Genomic DNA, 24119 nt, shown 5'->3' with positions numbered 1-24119 from the left:
CTTCTACTTATAGGTCCGATGTCCCCTATTTCTACGTCACCCTTCGGCTTCCTTGAATAGCGGTTCTCCTTCTACTTTTAAGTCCGTTGTCCCCTATTTCTACGTCTGCTTTCGGCTTTCTTGAATAGTGGCTTTTCTTCTACTTATAGCTTCGGTTTCCTCTATTTCTACTTCAGCTTTTGGCTTCCTTGAATAGCGGTTCTTCTTCTACTTATAGGTCCGATGTCCCCTATTTTTACTTCAGCTTTTGGCTTTCTTGAATAGTGGCTTTTCTTCTACTTATAGCTTCGGTTTCCTCTATTTCTGTATCTGCTTACTGCTTCTTTGAATAGTGGCTTTTCTTCTATTTATAGATTCGATACCCTTATCTCTTCTATAACTATTAAATGATCGAATGGATATTTTATCATCAGAAGTTACATTCTGACTTACCGATAATTTTAATTATTTGCGAATCTTTTTTGTTTAATTTGCTGGAGTAGAGCTGTTTCCATCATCAGCTTCACTTTCTATCGTACTATCAGAACTAGAAGAGCTCGACGAACTTGAAGAACTCGACGAGCTCGATGGATTTTCGTTAGTAGTCGTTGGTGTTGGAAAAAATTGATTTGAATACGATGTTGCAGTATCTTGTCCTTCAGTATTCGAATAACTTGAATCTGATCCCATAAAAATTGGTGTAATCGTAACTTCAACTTCTTCAGGTGAAACAATATATTCTGAATTTGTCGGAACTTTAACTTTCACTTTTTTTGTTGTTTTTATATCACTGACATCAACAGGTAATTCAATTGTATCAATAGCATCTAGTACTGATTTTGACCCTCTAATCTCAACTTTTTGATCTGAAAGGCTAAAACTATACTGTGCAACGTTGGATGGTGGTGACCCTGTTTGAGTGATAGATAAGCCAACTTCTTTAGAAGGTAACGCCAAATCTACAACTACTTTAACTTGTGGCGCTGGGTTCTCTATGCTTAAAATTTGTCCTTTACTATCCAAAGCTTGAACATTGACTGTTTGCTTGATTGAGTCCACAGTTGGTTTAACATCTGATAAAGGAGCCACTACTCGGTCAATCGCTTTGGCTGTTTCTTCACCTGTCGTAATTTCTACAGACTTTGGACTGATTTCTGTCTGTTCTACTTTATAACCTTCTGCTTCGATAGAATCAGGCAACTGCGCTTCTACATCAAATTTTTTCGTTACTTTATTTTCTATCGTAACTGTTATAGTCTTCGGTTCGATTTCTGCTGTAACAGCCGTACTCAATCCTTTAACTCTAAGCTGAACCTCCGATGTTCCCAGGGAAGTTTTTGTTAAATCAGCTACTACTTGAAAGTTTCTTGTATCTTCATTTGATTCTAGATTCAACTGAATACGATTGGCACTACTTAAATGGACATTAACTGTTTCTTCATACCCAGAAACAAAATACTTATCTTGATCGTATTCAACTTGAACTGGAATATTATAAAGCATTTCGTCATAAATTTGGTTTGTACCAGACATATTGGAAAGATTTCCTTGTGAATTCGCATTAAAAAACAACAATAATGCAAAAAGTAACGCCAACAATCCAGAAAACCAATTACTTTGAGAGGGCTTTTTCATTTTTTCTTCGCCCCTTTCGAAACACCTTCAATAAAGTGCTGCAAAAGATTTCTTCGATCTTTACTTCCTTCTTCTGGAACCAACTCTGCTCGTAGAATTTTCAGATACTCTTCTTGAGTTAATCTCGGAATCAAATCGTTATTTAAGGTTAAACTAACATCACCCGTTTCTTCTGAAACAATAATTGTTACTGCATCACTAACTTCACTGATCCCTACGGCTGCTCTGTGTCGTGTACCAAATTCTTTAGGAATCAAATTACTTTCCGATAAAGGCAGATAGGCACTTGCTACAGCAATTTTCCCTTGTTTAACAATCACAGCTCCGTCATGTAATGGTGTATTCGGGATAAAAATATTAATCAGCAATTCACCCGAAATATCCGCATCTAAATCAATCCCTGTTTCGATGTATTCATCTAAACCAGTGTTTCTTTCGACAGTAATTAAAGCGCCGATTTTTCGTTTAGACATATACTGAATTGCTTTGTCGAATGCTAAAATCATTTTCTCGTCTTCTTGTTGTTCTGATTTTGTTGTGCGGAAAAATGAGCTTCTGCCAAGATGTTCTAAACCTCGCCGAACTTCTGGTTGAAAAATCACTACTGCCGCAATCACACCATACATGATTACTTGATTCATCAGCCATGACAATGTATGTAAACCAATAATTTCACTCAATATCCGAATTACAATAAAGACTGCTACCCCTTTTAACAGCTGAACAGCTTTAGTTCCTTTAACCAGCATAATCAGCTTATAAACAAGGTACCACACAACTAAAATATCTATAACATTAATAATATAATCACGTGACAAAAAATCGGATGAGATCAATTGCCGCCAGTAATCGAAATCAAATAATTGACTAATTTGAAAAGACATCATAAACCTCACTTCTCTCTGAAGATTTCTTAACAAGTATACCATAATCTTTTATTTCATTACAGGACAGAGAACAAAAGATATAAAAATTTACGAAATATTGATATATAGTAATTTGAACAGTGAGCACCTTTTAACTAAAAATGGAAGAAAAAGATTTCACTTTTTTCTTCCATTTTTTTCATTTATTCTTCTGTTTTACCACGTTTTGCAGCGCGCTCTGCCCGTCTAGCAGCTCTTCTTGCTTCTGCTTCCGGATCAACGGTACGTTCTTTTTTTATACGTGGGGCTTTTTCAACAACTGCTTCTTCCGTTGTCTTTTCTAATTTAGCGCGAATTTTTTCTTCTTGCCCAGCCATCCGTGCATAGTTATAGAAACGGACTTTTGCATCATCTACTGTCTTCTCAAAAAGTTTACCTGCAAACTCAGGTTGTGTAGATTCTAATAATGAAAAACGAACTTGTTTACGCATAAAGTCTTGTATCTCATCAAATTTAGGTTTTTTATAATCCAAGGTCATTGGATTTTTACCTGATTCTTTTAATTCTGGATTATAACGGTATAACGACCAATAACCTGAATTAACGGCTTCTTTAGCTTCTTCCAAGGTTTTACTCATCCCGCCGGCTAATCCGTGAGTGATACAAGGGGTATACGCAATGATAATTGAAGGTCCCGGGAAGCGTTCAGCTTCTTCAAAAGCCTTAATTGTCTGCATTTGATTAGCACCTGATGCAATTTGTGCGACATATACGTTCCCATACGTCATCGCCATCATACCTAGATCTTTTTTAGAAACATATTTACCACTAGCTGAAAACTTAGCAATAGCTGAAACTGGTGTCGCTTTAGATGTTTGACCGCCAGTGTTAGAATATACTTCATTATCTAAAACAAGCATGTTAACATCTGCTCCACTAGCAAGCACATGATCAATCCCGCCATAACCAATATCATAAGCCCAGCCGTCGCCGCCGATCATCCATTGGCTATTTTTCACAAACAAATCATTATCCTCATAGATAGCTTCTAACAAAGGTTGTCCCGTTTTTTCATCAAGCAATGCAGCTTTTAATTTGGCAGCACGTTGCTGTGTGCCTTCCCCCGTATGCATATGATTGATCCAATCTTCCATTAAAAGTTTTAACTCAGTAGATGCAATCAGCATTGCTTCACTCATTTTCAGTGCTAGGTGTTCCCGACGTGTTTGGCTGGCTAGCAACATACCATAACCAAATTCTGCATTATCTTCTAATAAAGAATTCGACCAAGCAGGTCCTTGTCCTTGATCGTTAGTTGTATATGGTGAAACTGGCGCCGCACCTCCCCAAATTGAAGAACAACCTGTCGCATTGGCAATCATCATACGATCTCCAAACATTTGCGTCAAAAGTTTTACATAAGGCGTTTCTCCACAACCAGAACAAGCACCTGAAAATTCCAGTAGTGGTTTATTAAACTGAGAACCTAACACTGTGTTCGGTTTTGCCGGATTTTCTTTTTGTTTCAACGTCATTGAAAAAGCCCAGTTCATCGCTTGTTCTTTTTGTTCCTCGTATGGTTTCATCACCAAGGCCTTACCTTTGGCTGGACATGCGTCAACACACAATCCACAACCTGTACAATCTTCTACAGACACCTGAATGCGATATTTCAAGCCATCTGCACCACGCATTTCTCTAACAATATAACCTTCTGGGGCTTCTGCCATTTCATCGTCATCTGCTAAAAATGGGCGGATAGCGGCATGAGGACAAACAAAAGCACATTCATTACACATCGTACAACGATCACTAATCCATTCTGGAACTTCGACTGCTATTCCACGTTTTTCAACAGCTGTCGTCCCAAGAGGCATCCGGCCATCAGTCATATTGTTCTTAATTAATGTACTTACAGCAAGGTCATTACCATCTTGGCGATTGATTGGTTCAACAATTTCATGAACATAATCAGTCACATTAGCTTTTCTGATCTTAGGTGTAACTTCTATTGTTTTCCAAGCTTCTGGAACTTCAACTTTATGCAATAGCTCAACTGTACGTTCAATTGCCTGCACGTTTTTTTCCACTACAGCCATTGATTTTCTAGCATAGCTTTTAAAGGCTTCTTCTTTTAAAATCGGCAATACTTCTTCAAAGGGCATGATATCTGCTAATTTAAAAAATGCCGTCTCCATTGCTGTATTAATTCTGCCGCCTAACCCAACTTCACTTGCAAGTTTGACCGCATTAATTGTATAAAACTGAATGTCATTTTCTGCGATATATTTTTTCAATTTACTTGGTAAAAATCGTTCTAATTGGGTATCATCCCAAACCGTATTTAATAAAAACGTTCCGCCTTTTTTTAGCCCCTTCACTAAATCATACGTATTCAAATAAGCTGCTGTATGACACGCAATAAAGTCCGCATGTTCAATCAAATAAGTTGACCGAATCGGCGTCTCACCAAAACGTAAATGTGAAACTGTCAGTCCACCAGATTTTTTAGAATCGTAGTAAAAGAACCCTTGCGCATATTTATCAGTATGATCACCAATAATTTTGATTGCTGACTTGTTAGCTCCCACTGTTCCATCTGAGCCAAAACCCCAGAATTTTGCCTGATATGTTTTTGGGTTTGTTAAATCTAAAGCTGGTCCCGCATCAAGAGAAGTATAGGTCACATCATCCACAATCCCAATTGTAAAGCGAGATTTCACTGTTTTTTTATCTTTTAGCAATTCATCATAGATTGCCACAATTTGGTTTGGTAAAACATCTTTCGATCCTAAGCCATAACGACCACCAATAATCATTGGACGTAAATCAGATTCGTACATCGCACTTTGAACATCTAGTAATAACGGTTCACCACCTGCACCAGGCTCTTTAGTCCGATCCATCACACCGATTGCTTTAACTGTCTTAGGCATTTTTTCTAAGAAGTTTTCTACAGGGAAAGGACGATATAAATGAATATTCAAGAAACCGACTTTACGTCCTTGTTTTGTTAAATAATCAATTGTCTGTTCAATAGCTTGTGCTGCTGAACCCATGGATACAATTACTTCTTCAGCATCTTCAGCACCATAATAAGTCACCAAATCGTAAGACGTTCCTCGTAATTGATTGATTTCTTCCATGTATTTTTTTACAATTGTTGGAATTTGTTCATAGTAGCTATTAATGGTTTCCCGTTGTTGAAAATGGATATCTGGATTTTGATTGGTCCCACTAACAGATGGGTGGTTTGGATTCATACTGCGACCGCGAAATTCTGCCAGTTTTTCTTGATCAACTAACGGTGCTAATTCTTCATACTCTAGTACTTCGATTTTTTGGATTTCATGACTCGTTCTAAAGCCATCGAAAAAGTTAATAAAAGGAACACTGGATTCCAATGAAGCCAAATGAGCAACAGCTGATAAATCCATGACTTCCTGAACACTACTTTCAGATAACATAGCAAAACCCGTTTGACGAGCTGCCATAACATCTCCATGATCACCAAAAATATTTAATGCGTTCGTTGTTACCGCACGACTAGCTACATGAAACACTGTTGGCAGTAGTTCTCCTGCAATTTTATACATATTTGGAATCATCAGTAATAAACCTTGTGAAGCTGTATATGTAGTTGTCAACGCACCTGTTTTTAAAGAGCCATGAACAACACCCGCTGCCCCAGCTTCTGATTGCATTTCTACGATTTTTACTGGTTGCCCAAAAATATTTTGTTTACCTTCTGCCGACCATTGATCGACTAATTCCGCCATTGTTGAGCTCGGTGTAATTGGATAAATTGCTGCTAATTCTGTGAACGCATAGGAAATGTATGCGGCCGCTGTATTTCCATCCATTGTCTTCATTTTTCTCATTATATTATTCATCATCCTTCTATCTAATAGTAGAATAGTTGCACGCATATTCTCTTCCATTATAACGGATGGATTCAAAATTTGAAACATTTTGTCGAAACATTTCACAAACTTAGATAATTATTTCCTTTTTTATTATCAAACGAGGTTGTTTTCTTGTGAAATTAAACGCGAATGAATACAAAAAAAAGTAGCTTGGGGTTCAAAACTACTTTACTCTTTAATTTTTATTTTTTTATAGCGAATTCCAAATTCAGCCAGTCTTCTTAATAGTTGATAAAACCAATTATCCGTTGGTGATATCCAGTTCTTTTTAATCCGATTTCGTTCGTCCGTATCAAAGTATCTAGGTGGCGTTCCGTCTAATTTATCATGAGATTTAAATGGGTCTACTCTCGGTCTTTCACCATAATTGAACGATTCGCCATTCGCAATTGTTAGTTCCCGATAGTCACTTATTTCATTATTTTCCAGCCATTGACTTAATAGCTGTCCATCTTCATCAATGATAAATTCACTATGATAATCAGCTGAAAGGATTTTACGATAAAAGCCTCGTTTCCTTAATTTCTTCACTAGCCCTCGGTTTCTTAATGTTCGGCTTGTTTTTTGAAGATCATCAACACCTATATCCACATTTAAATAAGCTCGGTTATGATATTGGGGATCAGCATAAAACCAGTTTTTACCAAGAAGACATTTTATTGCTTGTTCATCACTTTTTAAGTCATGTGCTTCTTTAAAACGCCGAATGTATTTAATATTATGCCGATCCAACTGATTCCTAAACTGATGAATTTTAGTTTCAGCTGGATACTTTTTCTTGATAGCTGTTTTTGATAATTTTTTATCGTCTTTTTCAATAACCAATCCATTTGGATATGCGCTTTGGACTAGCTTGGCATATTTATCTAAAAAAGAAGCTCCTGGAGTCATTTGCGGATCAAATTGATAGAGTACAGATTTACTTAATTGCAAGTCGCCATTCTCATCAAGAAAACCACCCAGATGATCAATTACTAAAATAACTTTGCTCTTGTCTGACATTTGGCTTCCTTCAAGCATTTTTTCGTAAGGTTTTGAACCCACCAAAAACGTATTTTGAAGCAGCGGGTTGAGTAATTCATCTGTCTCTGATTGCTTAAGATCAGCTATAAATAAATCCATAAAAGTTGTTATTGCCCCGTAGTCCCAACCTGTTTGCTGGATTAATTTAATTTGCTCTAAAAGAAGTCTTTTATATCTAGATAAATCTTTAGTTGCTAGAGTTGGATCATTGGCTGTTTTTTCTAAAATGATTTTGTCAAAATTGGTTTCTTGCATCACGCAATTTCCCCTTAGTTATCGATTAACTTTAAATATACACGCTTTTTTTGTAATTTCAAACAAATATTCATTCATTAATTTTTTACTCATTAATTACATAACTTTTTCTGATTTTGTCTAGTACAATTGATTTTTTTTCATCTTTATTTTTATGTGCCTCGCGATGTTTTTGCAGATGCTCCGGGCGCTTTAACCAGTTTTGAAAATCTTTTTTACTTTGCCATTTTGACACCAGCATAAATTCACATGCATCTTTATTTTCCGAAAACCAGCATTCACTTGATAAACAGTTTTCAAATGACAACATTGATGCAACATCTTTCTTCGTTTTTACCTCAAAAATCTCTTTACCTTCTTTTTTTACAACAAATGTTACTGTTTGGATGATCATAGTTTTTTCCTCCCTGTTCGATTGATAATGATTCTCAATATCAATTGTAACACGTTTCTTAGATCTTAGCTTAACTAAATTTTATCGTAAAAAAAAGCTTGAGACATATGTCCCAAACTCTCCTATACCATCTAAAAATCTGCTTTTCTATTCAACACATTCGCTAATCGGTTATGATATGGTGTAGCATCTTTCCAGTGTGTTAAAAATGGAACATCTTTTCCAGTGTTAGCTTTATAGATATCATTGATCGCCTTTCTCTCATCTGCGTGAGCAAGCGGATAAGCATGCTCTCCATTAAACCATCTTACTGGCACATTGTTGTTTGCTTGATAAAATACCCACATTAAAAATTCCTCCTCTTTTTTTGTTTGTTCTGGTGATGATACGTTTGTATCTAAAAATAAACTTGCCTCATCATTTCTTCGATTCACAAGTCCTTGTAAAATTTCTCCGCCAGCATATACATACTTCTTCATTTCATTTGCAGCAGCTTGCCACTGTCGACTATTTATATAAGTCAATAATTGTGAATTTTGTAAAATGTATGCACCTAAGTTGAAATGAAAGCTTACCAATGCATCAAATTGATTTTGGTTGAGTTGAACGGTAACAAATCGAAAAATACCTATAGCATGACTAGCAACATCCTCATCTAAAAATGAATTTGCTTGAGCCTCGGTTATTGTCATACCTGGAGTAACTCCCAAAGTATGCCCATAGCCAATAGTCCACACACCTACAGAATCTTGATAGGCAGTTAAACGTAAACCTTCCCATTTAGCAATCAAATTCCGACCTTTATCAGATAATCGCATATTTTCATTAGCCATTTTTATTCCCTCCTAACTTATTTATTTTGTAAGATATTACAATATTAGTATAGATTACCACCGTTCACTTAAACTAGCGCTCTTCTTTCAATATTCTCCCAACCACAAAAAAAACTGTATAATTGATAATTCTTTAAAATCAAAATACACGATACCTTTATAAAAAAAGATCTTTAGACATCACTCTTTGAGTGATGTTTAAAGATCTCCGTAAACGAAATAAATAGTAAAGCTAAAATTGATATAAAACATAGTGAGATGCGAGCTAATGTAGTACTTTATCTACCTAGTCATAAAATACTTAAGAACATCGAGTAAGTACCAGTCATCATTCAAACACAAGCTAATGGTAACTCTTGCAATTTCCGTAAATTCTTTCCTATTTACTGAAGTCAATCACTTCTGTTCCTATCTCTCTATACTGTCTTAAAAATCTGCTTTTCTATTCAACACATTCGCTAATCGGTTATGATATGGTGTAGCATCTTTCCAGTGTGTTAAAAATGGAACATCTTTTCCAGTGTTAGCTTTATAGATATCATTGATCGCCTTTCTCTCATCTGCGTGAGCAAGCGGATAAGCATGCTCTCCATTAAACCATCTTACTGGCACATTGTTGTTTGCTTGATAAAATACCCACATTAAAAATTCCTCCTCTTTTTTTGTTTGTTCTGGTGCTTCCTTTTCATAGTTTGGACGAATAACGCCCCAAACTCCATTTAAATTATGAACTATCCTAGCTGCTGGGCTCCCTACTTCCAGACTTGGATTCACCCAATTTTGGTCAACTGAAACAAATGTACCATTTGAGCTACCATTTTCAACCGCAATAGCTGTATGCCCATACGCAGCAAATGAACCTAATCCCCATACAAGAATATCTCCTGCTTTAATTTCAGAACTGCTCACTATTTGCATCCTTTTGAAACCGCTCGGGATAGTTTGAAAAGTTAAGTTAATTGCATTACCTGTTGGATGCCAACCAAAAAATCGCTTCATAATATGAACTGTTAAATCCATACATTGAGAACCGAAAGCTCCATCTTCATCAATGGATTGTCCAACTAAATTATTTGTATAATTTACGACATCTAATACTTTAACCATGTGTTACCTCCTAACTTGTTTATTTTGTAATATCTTACAACGTTAGTATATAACCTAGTCACCCATTTAAACTGCCAATCTTCTTTCAAAATCCTTCTAAACACAAAAAATCACCACATATAGGATGACCGAAAATACGACATACAACGAATATTAATTTTTTAATACAGTTGTCAATTACCATACAGATAACACACTTTACGTGCAGGGGTAGAGAATGATTTTTAACATCATTTTTAAGTGGCAGGCTGGATGTCTGAGTAAATATTCTAATTAATCAAATATTCTTCTTGGATGTTTTCGACCAAAGCATCGATAGTGGTCATATATATATACTGTTCCAATTTTAATCGTAAAGTGACTTGATTGAGGTAATAAATCTTAATTTTAGGAACACTTGATTAATTTGATTGTTTAGTCACTATTATTTTAGTACATAAAAATAAACCAGATACCCATCGATTTGAAAGGTGTCTGGTTTATTCATTAAGAGCTACGCCTAAAGCTCTCTAAATCTAAAAAACTTTCAGTTTTCTAATTTCATTAATATAATTCCAAATATTGCTCACGTTCCCATTCAGAAACAGTTTGACGAAAAGCTGCCCATTCCATGCGTTTCGCTTCAACAAAATTAGCATAAATATGCTCACCTAAAGCCGCAATCATTACATCATCTTTACGCAATTCTTTAATCGCATTATGAATTGTTGATGGAAGATCATGAATTTGTGCGTCTCTACGCTCTTCTTCATTCATCACATAAATGTTACGATCAACTGCATCTGGCGGAGTAATTTCATTTCTAATTCCATCTAATCCTGCTTGTAGTAAAACAGCCATTGTTAAATATGGATTTGCTGATGGGTCCACCGAACGTAATTCCAAGCGAGTAGATAATCCGCGAGATTCTGGCACTCGAACTAATGGTGAACGATTACGACCACTCCAAGCTACATAAACTGGCGCTTCATAACCGGGAACCAAACGTTTGTATGAATTCACTGTTGGGTTACAAACTGCTGTATATGCACGAGCATGTTTCAATAATCCGCCAAGGAAACGATAAGCTGTTTGGCTTAATTGCATTGGTCCTGCTTCGTCATAAAAGACATTTTCACCATCTTTAAATAATGACATATTACAATGCATTCCTGAACCATTAATCCCGTATAATGGTTTCGGCATAAATGTCGCATGTAATCCATGTTTGCGAGCAATTGTTTTAACTACTAATTTAAATGTTTGGATATTATCACAAGCATCAATCACATCAGCGTATTTAAAATCAATTTCATGTTGTCCCGGAGCCACTTCATGATGGGATGCTTCAACTTCAAAGCCTAGACTTTCTAACTCAAGAACAATATCTCGACGACAATTTTCACCTAAATCAGTTGGTGCAAAATCAAAATAACCACCACGATCATTTAAGTCTGTTGTAATTTCACCATCTTCATCTAATTTAAACAAGAAAAATTCCGGCTCAGGACCAAGATTAAATGATGTAAAGCCCATTTCCTTCATATCTTTTAATGCACGTTTTAAGTTTCCGCGAGGATCACCTGCAAATGGTTCCCCATTCGGATTATAAATATCACAAATCAGACGAGCGACTTTACCGTGATCGCTTTCCCAGGGAAAGATCATCCAAGTTGATAGATCTGGATATAGGTACATATCACTTTCTTCAATTCTCACAAAACCTTCAATAGAAGAACCATCAAACATCATTTTGTTATTTAGCACTTTGTCTAACTGGCTTACTGGAACTTCCACATTTTTGATTGTTCCCATAATATCTGTAAACATTAATCGTAAAAATCGAACATTTTCTTCATCGGCAATTCGTTTGATATCTTCTACTGTGTTTTGTTTCTTTGTCATTGTTTTCCTTCACGTCCTTCATTTTTTGTATATATCACTGATGCTACAATTTTGGGCCTCTTGATTGGAATGGATTTTGTTGAGTAAGTCCCCCTTGAGAGATTAGTTCATCATATAAAATCTTCCGAACATCTTCATCCGTCAATGGTCTATTGGAATCTTGAGCATGCAACTGCTCTTCTAACTTCATCTCGTAAACACGTTTGATACCAGCCATATTTAGACCATCAGATAAATAATCTTTAATTTCAAGCAATACATCAATATCATTCAACGAATACATTCGTCGATTACCGTCGCTTCTTTCTGGATGAATCAAATCTTGTTCTTCATAATATCGAATTTGACGTGCCGACAAATCAGTCAATTTCATAACCGTACCAATTGGAAAAACTGACATCGAACGTCTCAGTTCTTTTTCTCTCATATCCACCCCCCTCTCTTTGATAGGTATAGAATATCAATACTTTTTTCGATTGTCAATGATTTATGTTAGGTTTTCTGACATAAAATTAAATAAATAGTTAAAATCCTTGTTTTAAAGAGATATTACTAACAATAAACCAATGTTTCAAGATTCTTGGTTTCAGCAATACCTTTTCATTTAGCTATTTTATTTTTCCTAAAAAAATTGTGGTCAAACCTAAAAGTCTGATCACAATCTTCTATTATTCTTCAGGTATACGAGTCCATCTAGAACCTTTTTTAGCAAATCCCTTTACATGATAAACATTTTTATCTTCTTCAAAATTCTCCGATAATAGTAAAGTGTACCTTGTTAACTCACTTAATTGTTGCCCTTGATCTGATGGAAGGTCAAACTCATATGGAACTAAAAGTTCCATCATTTTCTCTCTTACAGCTTTGGTCAAACGATCCTTCCCTGACGTGCTTTTTACTGATATTAAAACATTAGGAAACAACGTTGGGGTAAACTCATCTTCATCAACTTGATCGCTTTTATTGTAAACAGTTAATACCGGTATTTGCTCTAGATCCAAGTCGTTTAACAGCTCAACAACTGTTTGTTCGTGCTGTAAGCGATCTTCTGCACTGGCATCTACTACGTGCAACAATAAATCCATTCCCCGACTTTCCTCCAAAGTTGATTGAAAGGCTTCGATTAACTGAGTTGGCAAGTCTTGAATAAACCCAACTGTGTCAGTTAATGTTACAATCATACCTTGAGGAAGCTGCCATTTTTTGGTCAATGGATCCAAGGTTGCAAAAAGCTGATCTTCTGAATAAGTTCCAGCCGTCGTCAATACATTTAAAATCGTTGATTTCCCAGCATTCGTATATCCTATTAAACCAATCTGAAAAATATCTGAGGCTTGCCGTTTTTGCCTACTTCTTTCACGGTGAGCTGTGACTTCTTTTAATTCTCGCTTAATTGCAGTAATTTTATCACGAATATGACGGCGATCAGATTCAAGCTTGGTTTCACCTGGTCCTCTGGTACCAATACCTCCACCCAAACGAGATAATTGTTTTCCTTGACCAATCAATCTTGGTAGTAAATAATTTAGCTGAGCTAGCTCTACTTGTAATTTACCTTCTTTAGATCGTGCCCGCATTGCAAAAATATCCAAAATTAGTTGAACTCGATCAATCACTTTTACCCCAACAGCTTCAGCAATTAACTGATTTTGTCTAGGTGTCATTTCATGGTTGAAAATCACGATATCTGCTTCATACGCATCGGCTAACTGGACTAATTCTTCCAATTTTCCTTTACCAACTAATGTTTGCCGATCCACTCGCGGTCTTTTTTGTGTTAACGAAAAGACAACTTCGCCTTGTGCCGTTTTAGTTAAGTTTTTCAGCTCTTTCATAGAACCATCAAATCTAGAAAAGTTTTCTTCTGTCTCAACACCTACTAAAATAACCTTTTCTACTAGTTTATCCATTTTTTATCCTTCCGAAGAATCTAACCAGTTTTCTATTTCTTTTTCTAATTTAAACATTGTATCGGGATGCTGTACTAAATCCCACCAACTCGCATTCATGCGATTTCTAAACCAGGTTAGTTGCCGTTTGGCATATCTTCTTGAATTTTGCTTTACTTGTTCAATTGCTTCTTCTAACGTCTCTCGTCCTTCAAAAAATGGGAAAAATTCCTTATAGCCGATTCCTTGAATAGATTGCTTCGTTTGTTCGTTAAACAATAATTCAGCTTCTTTTATAAGTCCTTGTTCCATCATCCAATCAACACGGGTATTAATTCGGTCATATAATAACTTACGATCCGTTTCCAGACCGACTAAAAAATATTCATACAATGGTTTAGGCTTTTCTTTTGGCTCCAAAATGCTAAAACCTGTTTTCTCAAAGACTTCCAAAGCTCGGATAACTTTTTTACGATTATTAAAATGAATAGTTTCAGCTGCTTTAGCATCTTTTTCCTTTAACAATTCCCACAAATGCAGATTGCCATAGGTTTCAGCAAAACGCTCATACTTTACGCGAATATCTGGTGACTCATCTTTTGCTCCCAATTCATAATCGTAAAGCAGAGCTTGAATATACAGTCCTGTTCCTCCAACAACGATTGGCAACTTGCCTTTTGCTGTAATCTCATCAATCGCTCGTCTGCCTTCTTTTTGAAAATCAGCAACAGAATACGTTTCGGATAACTCACGACAATCAATCAAATAATGAGGGATACCTTCGCGTTCTTCTGCTGTTACTTTTGCAGTACCAATATCTAAATATTTATAAACCTGCATTGAGTCGCCGCTAATGATTTCACCATTTAGTTTCTTTGCCATTTCAATGCTGAATGCTGTTTTCCCAACAGCGGTGGGACCTACAATTACTAATACTTTTTTCATCTATTCATCCTTATTCTGTATCAATTTACGGATTTGCGTTGCTTCTTCTGGGAAATCTGTGTGGAATGCTGTAATATTTTGTTTAAAACAAAACATCATCTGCTCTTTTTCATTTACTGTCCAAGGGCGAATAGCCTTGGGAAAATTAACCAATCGATCTATATGATCGATTACCCATTGAATATGGGGATGCATTCCTTCAATAAAACTTGTTTTTTCAGCTAACTCTTCATCTTCTTGTGACATAAAAAAAACTAGGGCTAGCTTTGAATCTTTTGCTATTTCTTCAATTTTTTCTAAACTTGGAAAGTAGAAGCTTGAGTAAATATATTCAAAAGGCCAATTTTGTGATTGCATCAATTGAACAAGTATTTTTTCAATACCTTGATAGTGTATTTTATCCGTTTTCAATTCAATATTTAAAACTCCTTGAAATTGTTCATCTACTAGTAGTTGTAGAACTTCCTCTAAGGTTGGTATTTCTTGCCTAATTGGATTCTCTTTAAACCAACTACCTGCATCTAGTTGTTTCAATTCTGCTAAGGTCAACTGACTAATTTCTCCATAACCATTTGTAGTGCGATCAACAGTTTCATCATGAATGACAATAAGATGTTTGTCTTTTGATAACTGAACATCTAATTCAATACCGTCTGCTTCAACTCGAATAGCTTCTTTAAATGCTGCTAAGGTATTTTCAGGATGTGTACCTTTACTTCCTCTGTGAGCGATTATTTTAGTCATTTTAGAGTCCCTCCAGTTGTCATTATTGTATCATTCTACTTATTCTGTATCAAATGTTACTTTTCAACCACTTACTTCAACATAAAATTAATCAATTTCTGCACTTCTTTCACTAGGTTTCCCTTAATTCAAAAAAGAGTACGGAACAAAACTAAAAATCTGTTTTGCACCATACTCTATATCTGAATAGTTTACTAGAGGTCTTTTTTAGTAAATGAAAAAACAAAAAAGGGATATCATCTATTCTATAAAGACCAGTTCTTTCTAGAATAACTTTTCTTTGAATTAATTAACTCGAACACTGAAGTCTCCTGCTATTCTAGTTAAGTTTGGGTTATAGTATGGATCATTTTCAACATAACTTCCCCATCTAGATTCCATCAGAGCTGTCTCTTTTTGGAACCTCTGAATTTTCTCTGGAGTATCTTCATGTCCTCTTGATTGTGATTCATAATGAAATAACTCAACACTGTGAAGCCAAATGTTATTTCGACCTAATTTATGAATTTTTAAACATAAGTCTACATCATTAAAAGCAACCGTTAACTCTTCATCAAAACCATTTACATCATCAAAATCTTGCTTTTTCACCATTAAGCAAGCTGCTGTAACGGCTAAATAATTTACATTTATTTCTAGCTTGCCGAAGTAGCCAAAGTCACCACGTGGAAAAGTATGGTGTCCATGCCCTGCAGCTCCTCCTAGACCTAAAATAACACCTGCATGTTGTATCGTATGATTTGGATAATACAATTTTGCACCCACACAGCCAATTCGGTCAAATTGAGCAGATGATATCATCCGTTCCAACCAATCTGTGGTAATAACTTCAGTATCATTGTTTAAGAAAAGTAGATACTTTCCTGAAGCTTTCTTAGCAGCTAAATTGTTGATTCTAGAATAATTAAATGGTATATCGATTGATTCAATAATGATTCGATTCCCTAATTTATCTATGAATTCTTTATACAACTGATCCATCTTAGGATCTGTACTTCCATTATCAGCCACTATTATTTCATAGTTTTCATAAGACGTTTTATCAACAATTGATTTTAAACAACGTCTCATATCATCATAACCATTTTTGGTTGGAATAATAATACTGACTAGATCTTCCGACAATAAATCATAATTTACATCGAATAAACCATTTCCTGCTGCATGAGTAACCGTTCCCTTAATTCCTCTTCTAACTAAGGCATCTTCCAAAGCTTTTCTACCAGCTTCAAAAGCATAACCTTTTGTAGATTGGTCTGCCGCGGTTGATGTTGGTAAGACACGCCAATAATAAAGAATCTCAGGAATATGTGCTATCTTTTCAGCAGTTGTTTTTTCTGTAAAACGTAAAACTAAGTCAAAATCTTGTGAACCTTCCAAACCAGCTCTAAAACCACCAATTTCTTCAACTATCGAACGACGATACACACCTAAATGAGAAATGTAGTTTGTTCCTAATAATAAGTCTGGTGACCAATCTGGTTTGAATGCTGGTTCAAAACGATTTCCTTGCATATCAATTTTGTCTTCATCACTATAAATCAAATCTAAATCAGGTTTTTTATTTAATAGTTTAACTACTTCATAAAAAGCAATTGGTGCAAGCTCATCATCATTATCCAGTAATGCTACAAAATCACCTGTTGCAATTTCTAAAGCAGAATTTGTTGCTTTACTTATATGACCATTTTCAGTTCGATAGACAACTTTTATGCGAGAATCTAACTTTACAAATTTGTCTAAGACTTTTTTTACATTCAGATCCGTAGATGCATCATCGCTTATGCAAAGCTCCCAATTATCATAAAACTGTGCTTGAACAGATTGAATACACTTTTCAAGCCATTTTTGTTCAACATTGTAGACTGGCATTAACACGGATATTTTAGGTTGATAGGTAAAATCAGAAATTTCTGCTTTGATTTTTTCACTATCCCACTGTTCATTTTGTTTTATCCAAGTTAAATAGTTTTCATTTGATGGTTCTGAAATGCCTTTAAGCTTTATTCGTTGAATCGTACTGCGAAGTCCATTACGTTTTAAATACCCTAAGCCTTTACGAACAACACGGGCTTTCTTTTTCCACTCACCTTCTGAACCTGGTACTAAAGGATAATTATCATTTGCAGTAATACCTCTTATCTCTTCATTAGCATTTGTATAAAAAGTTAAGTCAAATGTATCTATTTTCCCTTGCAAATGAACTGTTACAACAAATCCTGCTTCTTGATTTCCATTAAGCTTATAAAGTCCGTTAACATCACCACGGTAAACATACTCAACATTGATTGTTCCTTGTTCTGCCGAATCAATACGAATTCGTGGAATTTCTTTTGTTTCCTCGTCCAATCCCCAACCAGTAATAACAAGGCTTTTATCTTTACCATTTTTCATGATACTATCGATACAAATTTTCAGTTGATTCTTCATAATGAACTCCTTAATTTAAAGAATTAGGATTTTTATAGCTATCATATAATTGTTCTGGGGCCCATATATCAAAAAGTTTTTTCGCGTTATCTTTACCATCTAGGTGGCTAATTCCCTCCAGCGCAATCATCTCAGCATAAGGAGTAAAAACGATTTTTTTTGAAAGATTTTGGACTTTGAGTGATAAATCTACACCCATTAATTGAATTCCTAGTGATTCATTAAACCCTGATACTTTTTCAAAATCTGATTTACGAATTAACATACAGTCTTCCGTAACAGCTTGTAATTCTCTTGGAAGTGCTGGACGGAAGTAGTAACCAATTGATTTATTTGAAACACCTCTTTGTTCATAGAACAATGAGTTAGTCTCTTGGTTTATGGAGACACCTACATTCAAGATTGTATCAAATTGATTAATGACTTTGCCACCAACCAACCCAACATTTGATTTTTGTCCAAAATTCATTAATTCATTGAGCCATCGTGAATTTTCAGGCTCAACATATTCACTGACAAATGCCAAGTACTCCCCAGTAGCTCTAGATGCTTGTTCATTCAGTGACTCACTTTCAACAAAAATAACTCTATTATCAAGTTGCCCAATGGAATTTTCTAACTCCTTAGGCATTAAAAATTCTACATTGTTATAATAAGTTTTTTCAACAAATCTCTGTAGTGCAGCTACTCGCTTATCAACGGGACCAACAAAAATGATACTTACTTTAGGTTTTACATTAAATTGATAGTTTACTTTATAAGCACCATAATTTTTTGTCATCTGAACTGTTCCTAACACATCTCTTCGTTCTAAAGCAGCTTCAATTGCTCGTTGCCCAGCAACATAAGCATACTCTTTACTTTGAGGATCAAAAGCCACTGAAGTTTCAACTGTTCTCCAATGATATAAGATTTTAGAAATATGATGAATTTTATTTGCTGCTTCAGTAGCTCTTAATACAAAGTCGTAATCTTGACTTCCATTAAACTCATCTCGTAATCCACCAACTTGTTGAAGAACTAATTCCTTTTTCACTACTACAAAGTGCGTAATATAGTTATGTCCTAACAACAGCTCTGAATTCCAATTTGGCTTAAAGAATGGATCAAAGCGCTTGCCTCGAGTGCTTATTTTATCTTCATCCGTATATATAAAATCAATCTCATTATCTTCATTTAATGCTTTTACAACTTCAAAAAGAGCATTTGGAGCAAGTTCATCATCATTATCCATAAAACCAATATAATCTCCAGTAGCAATTCCTAAAGCTGAATTAGTTGCTTCAGAAATATGACCATTCTGTTCACGAAATACTACTTTAATACGGTTATCTTGTGTCATAAAATCTTCTAATAGTGGTTTAATATATTCTTTAGACGAAGCATCGTCCGCAATACAAAGTTCCCAATTTGTATAAAGTTGGTTCTGTAATGACTCAATACAGACATTTAGCCATTTTTCTTCAACATTGTACACTGGTATAACGATAGATATCTTAGGCTGGAATTGCCATTGAGCAATTTCTTGTAACATTTGCTCATTGTCGTGCTGCTCATTTGCACGAATCCATTTTTCATAAGCATCTTGTTGATTATTACGGTCTTTATATGCACGAAGTGCTCCCACAATACCTTTTCTTCGAATTGCACCTAATAGAAGCCTGCTTCGCTTAGCTAATCCGAGTTCAGCTAAATTATAGCGATTTACAGGTAAATAAACCTTTTCATCATTCGCTGTTGTAATAATCAAGTGAACCATTTTATCAATCTGATAATTTTCAATTTCTATAATAAAACCATATTCTACATCTTCTGGAAGTTCATTAATATCGATTACATCTTGGCGTTTAATTGGAGTAACCTTGTAAAAAGCCCCTTCGTTACTTTGCAGTGCAAAACGCAAAGGTTCTTTTGTTTTATTTGAATAGCCCCAACCTTTAATAATCGCTTGATTTAATTCCTCGTCATTTTCAATTGTTTCTATATTTAGAGTAATTAAGGCATCTCGCTCTTTTTTAGGTGTCGTTGAGCCATTTAGCCAACCGTTGTTACTTTTAGATGAAACTGCTTCATTATATCGTTCAGCCATAAACTGAACTTTATCATTATTTTTCTTTTCTAATGCAATTAGTTCTTCTTGTAGTTTTTTTACTTCTTGTTTTTGTTTTACTGAATAATGAATAATCTGATCTTGTACATCTGTATATTGACCTTCAAAAAGAAAGTCAAATGCCAATGTCAACTTTTGATTTGCAACATATTTACCATCAACAAGAAAATAGCCTTTTTCATCTTCAAAAACATAAACACTGTCATTTTGCCAAAGAGCATTTGTTTCAATCGAACGTAACTCTTTTTCTTTAACTAAGCACTTAAAACGAACAATGGATGCTTCAGTAGATGGGTAAAGCTTCATACTTTGAACATCCGAAGGAACGTCTAAAACCATTTCTTTACTTTCACCTGTGTAATTATTCAACAATAAAACATTAGATTCTATTCTATCTGAATACGTGTACTCAAGCCTAACATGTTCAACAAAGTTTGAATTCTCGGGTAATTTACGAATAGGATTTTCTACTGTATTTAACGTCAACGAATAAAAATATTGATATACTTCGCCAAACAATCGATTTTTAAAATCATATCTTGCTGTTACTGGTAAATCAGCATAGGATGAATCAATTTCATTTTGCCCAACTTGCGAATAAGTATAATCTTCCACAGCGATATTCAAGCCAAGTCTTTGAAATAATTCCTCAAAACCTGATTGAGTATAAAATGTATTATGAGTTGCATCTAGCAACCCATACTTGTTCCAATTTAGTTTATTATTGAATAAATCTATCAACACAGAATTATGCGCAATATTTGGAAATGAAACCAAGATTTTACCATCTTCAGCCAAAAACGGTATCACTTGTTCTAACGTTTTTTCAGGATTTGACAAGTGTTCTAACACATCTGCAAATACAATATAATCAAACGATTTTTGATTAAAATACTTCGTCCAATTATATTCTTCAATATTCCCAAGAAACCCATCTTGAGCAAACTGCATAACAAAATTGTAAAGTTCCTCATCGAATTCTACGATAGAAACATCACAATGTTTTTTTTCAATCAAATACTTTGTCATGCGCCCATTTCCAGGACCAAATTCTAAAACTTTGCTGTTATCCTCAATTTGGGCAAGAATTTTTCCTACACTGGTATGTTCATCTAAAGATAACTCAAAATCATACTTCATTTTATAAAGAGTCCTTCCATTCATGATCTAGTACAACAATACCTTCTCCAACGTATTTTCCAGTGATAAACATATTAATAAATTTGGTTTTATAAACTAGAGGTACGGTTGCATTTTCTTCGAAAATCGCTATATCAAAATAGTATTCACCACTTAGCAGTGCCATTTTATTATAGTGCAGATAAAAAATGTTTATTCCCTTTTCCCATGGAATTGATGATTCATCCAATAATGTGTTCAATCCACAAACATAATGATTGTCTACTGTTCGAATAGCAACACCTAACACTGGTTTTTTAATTGAATCATCTTTTACATTATATTCTACTTTTACAATAACAGATTGATCTTGTTGAACCATCTCTAATGGCTTATGTTCATTATCCAATAATTCAGCTTTAATCACTTCTACAATATCAGGAGCACCATGCTCTTCAATCTTATTTTTTTCACGATCAACTGATTTAATTGATTTTTTCTTTAAGTAATTGTCATATTCTTCTGTTACTTCCATCGTTTTCCCTTCAGAAACAACTTCACCATTTTTTAACCAATAAACACGGTCACAAAAACGACGAACAGAGTTAATATCATGGGAAACAAATAGAATTGTTTTTCCAGAATTTCTAAGTTCAGTGAATTTCTCCATACATTTTAATTGGAATTCAAGGTCTCCAACAGCCAAAGCTTCATCAACGATCAGAATATCAGGATCTACATTGATTGCTACAGCAAAAGCTAAACGTACAAACATTCCACTTGAATATGTTTTAACAGGTTGATTGATATGATCACCAATATCAGCAAAAGCAATAATATCATCAATCATTTCGTCTATTTCTTCTCTGGAAAAACCTAATACCATTCCGTTTAGATAAATATTTTCATAGCCGTTATATTCAGGATTGAATCCTGATCCTAACTCTAATAGAGCCGCAATCTTCCCATTAATATCAATAGTACCGCTCGATGGTGTTAATACACCTGTTATAATTTTCAGTAAAGTAGATTTTCCAGAACCATTTTCACCCACAAAACCGATCATTTCACCTTTTTCAACAAAAATATTAACATCTTTTAATGCATAAAAAATATCATGATAGCTCTTTTTTAAAGGATTCAATGCCTCTTTCATACGATCTTTAGGTTTTGCGTACATATTATAAGTTTTAGTTAAATTTTTTATTTCTATTGCATAATCAGACATAAGTCAATCTCCAATCTTCGTTTATAAAACATCTGAAAAATGTGGTCTTAATCGTTTAAAAACAGTAGATCCTACTAACAGTAATATGAGGGTAACAATCCAAAAATAAACAGTTTGTGCAGGATGTTGCCAAAACCATCCTTGACCTAAAAATGCTTCTCTGTATCCATTGATAACATAATACATGGGATTAAATTTCAAGATCTTAATTACCCAAACTGGAAAGTTTTGTGGACTCCATAAAATAGGTACTGACCACATCAATGCCTGCATAATAACAGCGATAAATTGACTAATATCAGAAAAAAATGGTTGTATAGAAGCCGTAATCCAAGTTAACCCTGTTAGAAAGACACTCATACAAATAAGATAATAAATGATTTGTAGAGTTTGAATTGTTGGAAAAATTCCATAAATAAACATAAGTATAAAAGTTACCACTAAAAAGAAAAGATGTGTATAAAAGTTTGATAATAATTTAGCAGTAGGCAGAATTTTAATATTAAATACCACTTTTTTTACTAAATAACTATACTCCCGAAATACACCCGTTCCACTTGATAATACATCCGAGAAAAAAAACCATGGAACAATCCCTGTTACCAGATAAATAATAAAAGGAATACCTTCTGTTGGAACAGCTTTCAGACCAAAACCAAATACAAACCAATACGTAAATACCATAACTAAGGGATTAATAAACGCCCAGATAATTCCAAACATAGACCCGGCGTAACGAGATTTAAAATCATTGTACGAAAATTGTATTAATAACTTTCGATTTTTTAAAATTTCTGTAAAAAAAGAAAATAAGTCTTTTAACATTTTATCTGTCCTTCCAATTGAAGCATTTTGTTTTAATAAATCTTCTAATGTATAATAAATCATTTATCTTTAACCAATACTAACATTCTACTTAAATTAGTGATGAAAAGCAAGAATTCTTTAGATCACAGAATAAACTATTAAGAAAAAATAATTATCCACTAAAGTGTATTTCAATCTACAAAATACGTTTTTTAGTGGATATATTTGAACTAATTAATTTACATCAACCGGGTTTGCAACCATGCCATTTACTAAACCATTATTGGAATACAAATAGACATGCACTGTATAGTTCCCTGTGTTGTATTGATGATCTTTAATATTCACTGTTGCTTTGTAGGTACCATCTGCTTGTCTTGTCGCTCTATACCAAATTAAATCAGAACGATCAGCCTTGCTCCATACTGGAATACGAACTTCTTTTACCCCTGAAACCGTTGTTGGTGTTACGATCACATCAAAACTATTGGTAGCATTGTTATATGCTGTGGCTCTTGCATCTAAACCTGGTTGTGTTACGTTAAAGGTATCTGACGAGATACACTGCATTGTCCCGTTTGATAATTTCACATACGTATCTGCAAAGTATTTCCCTGAATTTTTATGATTGTTTATATTGATTGTTGTTTGATACGTTCCATTACTATTTTTAGTTGCTACATACCATTTTAAATCATTAGATGACCACACAGCTACATGTACAGTCATTGCTCCTTGATAGTTTCCTTGATTAACAGTTGTCGTTGCTTTGTATGTGGTCTCTTTTCCATTGGTGTCTTCAATGGTTGTTTTTCCTCCTAGTGACCAAGAAACATCCACCGGATTAGCAACCATGCCATTTACTAAACCATTATTGGAATACAAATAGACATGCACTGTATAGTTCCCTGTGTTGTATTGATGATCTTTAATATTCACTGTTGC

The 24119-nt window shown here is 34.6% G+C and carries 17 protein-coding genes; all 17 read right to left on the bottom strand.

Going from position 1 to position 24119, the window contains the following annotated elements:
- Positions 1–465: 465 nt before the first annotated feature.
- Positions 466–1614 (bottom strand): CdaR family protein, encoded by a 1149-nt coding sequence (locus C240_RS12585; RefSeq protein ID WP_271496226.1) that lies wholly within the window; start codon positions 1612–1614, stop codon positions 466–468.
- Positions 1611–2498, bottom strand: coding sequence for a diadenylate cyclase CdaA (cdaA, locus tag C240_RS12580; protein ID WP_271496235.1), 888 nt, complete (start codon positions 2496–2498; stop codon positions 1611–1613). The genes C240_RS12585 and cdaA overlap by 4 nt, the downstream gene beginning before the upstream one ends.
- 185 nt (positions 2499–2683) lie before the next feature.
- Entirely contained in the window at positions 2684–6361 is a 3678-nt protein-coding gene (nifJ, locus tag C240_RS12575) for a pyruvate:ferredoxin (flavodoxin) oxidoreductase (protein ID WP_271496223.1), read from the bottom strand.
- A 213-nt stretch (positions 6362–6574) separates the two neighbouring features.
- Positions 6575–7684 carry a DUF3114 domain-containing protein gene (locus C240_RS12570; protein WP_271496232.1) on the bottom strand — a complete coding sequence of 370 codons (1110 nt, stop codon included), beginning with the start codon at positions 7682–7684 and terminating at the stop codon, positions 6575–6577.
- 85 nt (positions 7685–7769) lie between these two features.
- Positions 7770–8078, bottom strand: coding sequence for an antibiotic biosynthesis monooxygenase family protein (locus C240_RS12565; RefSeq protein ID WP_271496220.1), 309 nt, complete (start codon positions 8076–8078; stop codon positions 7770–7772).
- A gap of 131 nt (positions 8079–8209) precedes the next feature.
- The gene (locus tag C240_RS12560; RefSeq protein ID WP_271496217.1) at positions 8210–8911 is read right to left on the bottom strand and encodes a lysozyme; all 702 of its coding nucleotides are present in this window, start codon (positions 8909–8911) and stop codon (positions 8210–8212) included.
- Positions 8912–9337: 426 nt separating this feature from the next.
- Entirely contained in the window at positions 9338–10018 is a 681-nt protein-coding gene (locus tag C240_RS12555; protein ID WP_271496214.1) for a CHAP domain-containing protein, read from the bottom strand.
- Positions 10019–10561: 543 nt separating this feature from the next.
- Positions 10562–11902, bottom strand: a complete 1341-nt coding sequence (gene glnA, locus C240_RS12550) for a type I glutamate--ammonia ligase (protein ID WP_271496211.1) — start codon at positions 11900–11902, stop codon at positions 10562–10564.
- Between the two features lie 43 nt (positions 11903–11945).
- Complete coding sequence (locus C240_RS12545) at positions 11946–12329, bottom strand: MerR family transcriptional regulator (RefSeq protein ID WP_271496207.1); 384 nt, start codon at positions 12327–12329, stop codon at positions 11946–11948.
- Between the two features lie 241 nt (positions 12330–12570).
- On the bottom strand, positions 12571–13812 hold the full coding sequence (gene hflX / locus C240_RS12540) for a GTPase HflX (protein ID WP_271496204.1): 1242 nt from the start codon (positions 13810–13812) through the stop codon (positions 12571–12573).
- Positions 13813–13815: 3 nt separating this feature from the next.
- Positions 13816–14736, bottom strand: a complete 921-nt coding sequence (gene miaA / locus C240_RS12535) for a tRNA (adenosine(37)-N6)-dimethylallyltransferase MiaA (protein WP_271496201.1) — start codon at positions 14734–14736, stop codon at positions 13816–13818.
- On the bottom strand, positions 14737–15480 hold the full coding sequence (locus C240_RS12530; RefSeq protein ID WP_271496198.1) for a glycerophosphodiester phosphodiesterase: 744 nt from the start codon (positions 15478–15480) through the stop codon (positions 14737–14739). It abuts the gene before it with no gap.
- Positions 15481–15765: 285 nt separating this feature from the next.
- A complete protein-coding gene (locus C240_RS12525) occupies positions 15766–17910 on the bottom strand; it encodes a glycosyltransferase family 2 protein (protein ID WP_271496194.1) in 2145 nt (714 codons plus the stop codon).
- Between the two features lie 10 nt (positions 17911–17920).
- Positions 17921–21160: a glycosyltransferase gene (locus C240_RS12520; RefSeq protein WP_271496191.1), complete on the bottom strand. Its 3240-nt coding sequence runs from the start codon at positions 21158–21160 to the stop codon at positions 17921–17923.
- Position 21161: 1 nt separating this feature from the next.
- Positions 21162–22367, bottom strand: coding sequence for an ABC transporter ATP-binding protein (locus C240_RS12515; RefSeq protein ID WP_271496187.1), 1206 nt, complete (start codon positions 22365–22367; stop codon positions 21162–21164).
- A 21-nt stretch (positions 22368–22388) separates the two neighbouring features.
- Positions 22389–23192 carry an ABC transporter permease gene (locus C240_RS12510; RefSeq protein WP_271496229.1) on the bottom strand — a complete coding sequence of 268 codons (804 nt, stop codon included), beginning with the start codon at positions 23190–23192 and terminating at the stop codon, positions 22389–22391.
- A gap of 216 nt (positions 23193–23408) precedes the next feature.
- The coding region (locus tag C240_RS12505) for a GBS Bsp-like repeat-containing protein (protein ID WP_271496184.1) at positions 23409–24119 on the bottom strand (711 nt) is incomplete at its 5' end.

Origin of the sequence: Enterococcus sp. 5H (genome assembly GCF_028128615.1) — a bacterium.
In the GTDB taxonomy this organism is placed as follows: Bacteria; Bacillota; Bacilli; order Lactobacillales; family Enterococcaceae; genus Enterococcus_L.
This window is presented reverse-complemented; position numbering and strand designations above follow the sequence as displayed.

Coding starts and splice junctions, on each gene's coding strand:
- C240_RS12585 (WP_271496226.1), bottom strand. CDS start 1,614: ATGAAAAAGCCCTCTCAAAGTAATTGGTTTTCTGGATTGTTGGCGTTA.
- cdaA (WP_271496235.1), bottom strand. CDS start 2,498: ATGTCTTTTCAAATTAGTCAATTATTTGATTTCGATTACTGGCGGCAA.
- nifJ (WP_271496223.1), bottom strand. CDS start 6,361: ATGAGAAAAATGAAGACAATGGATGGAAATACAGCGGCCGCATACATT.
- C240_RS12570 (WP_271496232.1), bottom strand. CDS start 7,684: ATGCAAGAAACCAATTTTGACAAAATCATTTTAGAAAAAACAGCCAAT.
- C240_RS12565 (WP_271496220.1), bottom strand. CDS start 8,078: ATGATCATCCAAACAGTAACATTTGTTGTAAAAAAAGAAGGTAAAGAG.
- C240_RS12560 (WP_271496217.1), bottom strand. CDS start 8,911: ATGGCTAATGAAAATATGCGATTATCTGATAAAGGTCGGAATTTGATT.
- C240_RS12555 (WP_271496214.1), bottom strand. CDS start 10,018: ATGGTTAAAGTATTAGATGTCGTAAATTATACAAATAATTTAGTTGGA.
- glnA (WP_271496211.1), bottom strand. CDS start 11,902: ATGACAAAGAAACAAAACACAGTAGAAGATATCAAACGAATTGCCGAT.
- C240_RS12545 (WP_271496207.1), bottom strand. CDS start 12,329: ATGAGAGAAAAAGAACTGAGACGTTCGATGTCAGTTTTTCCAATTGGT.
- hflX (WP_271496204.1), bottom strand. CDS start 13,812: ATGGATAAACTAGTAGAAAAGGTTATTTTAGTAGGTGTTGAGACAGAA.
- miaA (WP_271496201.1), bottom strand. CDS start 14,736: ATGAAAAAAGTATTAGTAATTGTAGGTCCCACCGCTGTTGGGAAAACA.
- C240_RS12530 (WP_271496198.1), bottom strand. CDS start 15,480: ATGACTAAAATAATCGCTCACAGAGGAAGTAAAGGTACACATCCTGAA.
- C240_RS12525 (WP_271496194.1), bottom strand. CDS start 17,910: ATGAAGAATCAACTGAAAATTTGTATCGATAGTATCATGAAAAATGGT.
- C240_RS12520 (WP_271496191.1), bottom strand. CDS start 21,160: ATGAAGTATGATTTTGAGTTATCTTTAGATGAACATACCAGTGTAGGA.
- C240_RS12515 (WP_271496187.1), bottom strand. CDS start 22,367: ATGTCTGATTATGCAATAGAAATAAAAAATTTAACTAAAACTTATAAT.
- C240_RS12510 (WP_271496229.1), bottom strand. CDS start 23,192: ATGTTAAAAGACTTATTTTCTTTTTTTACAGAAATTTTAAAAAATCGA.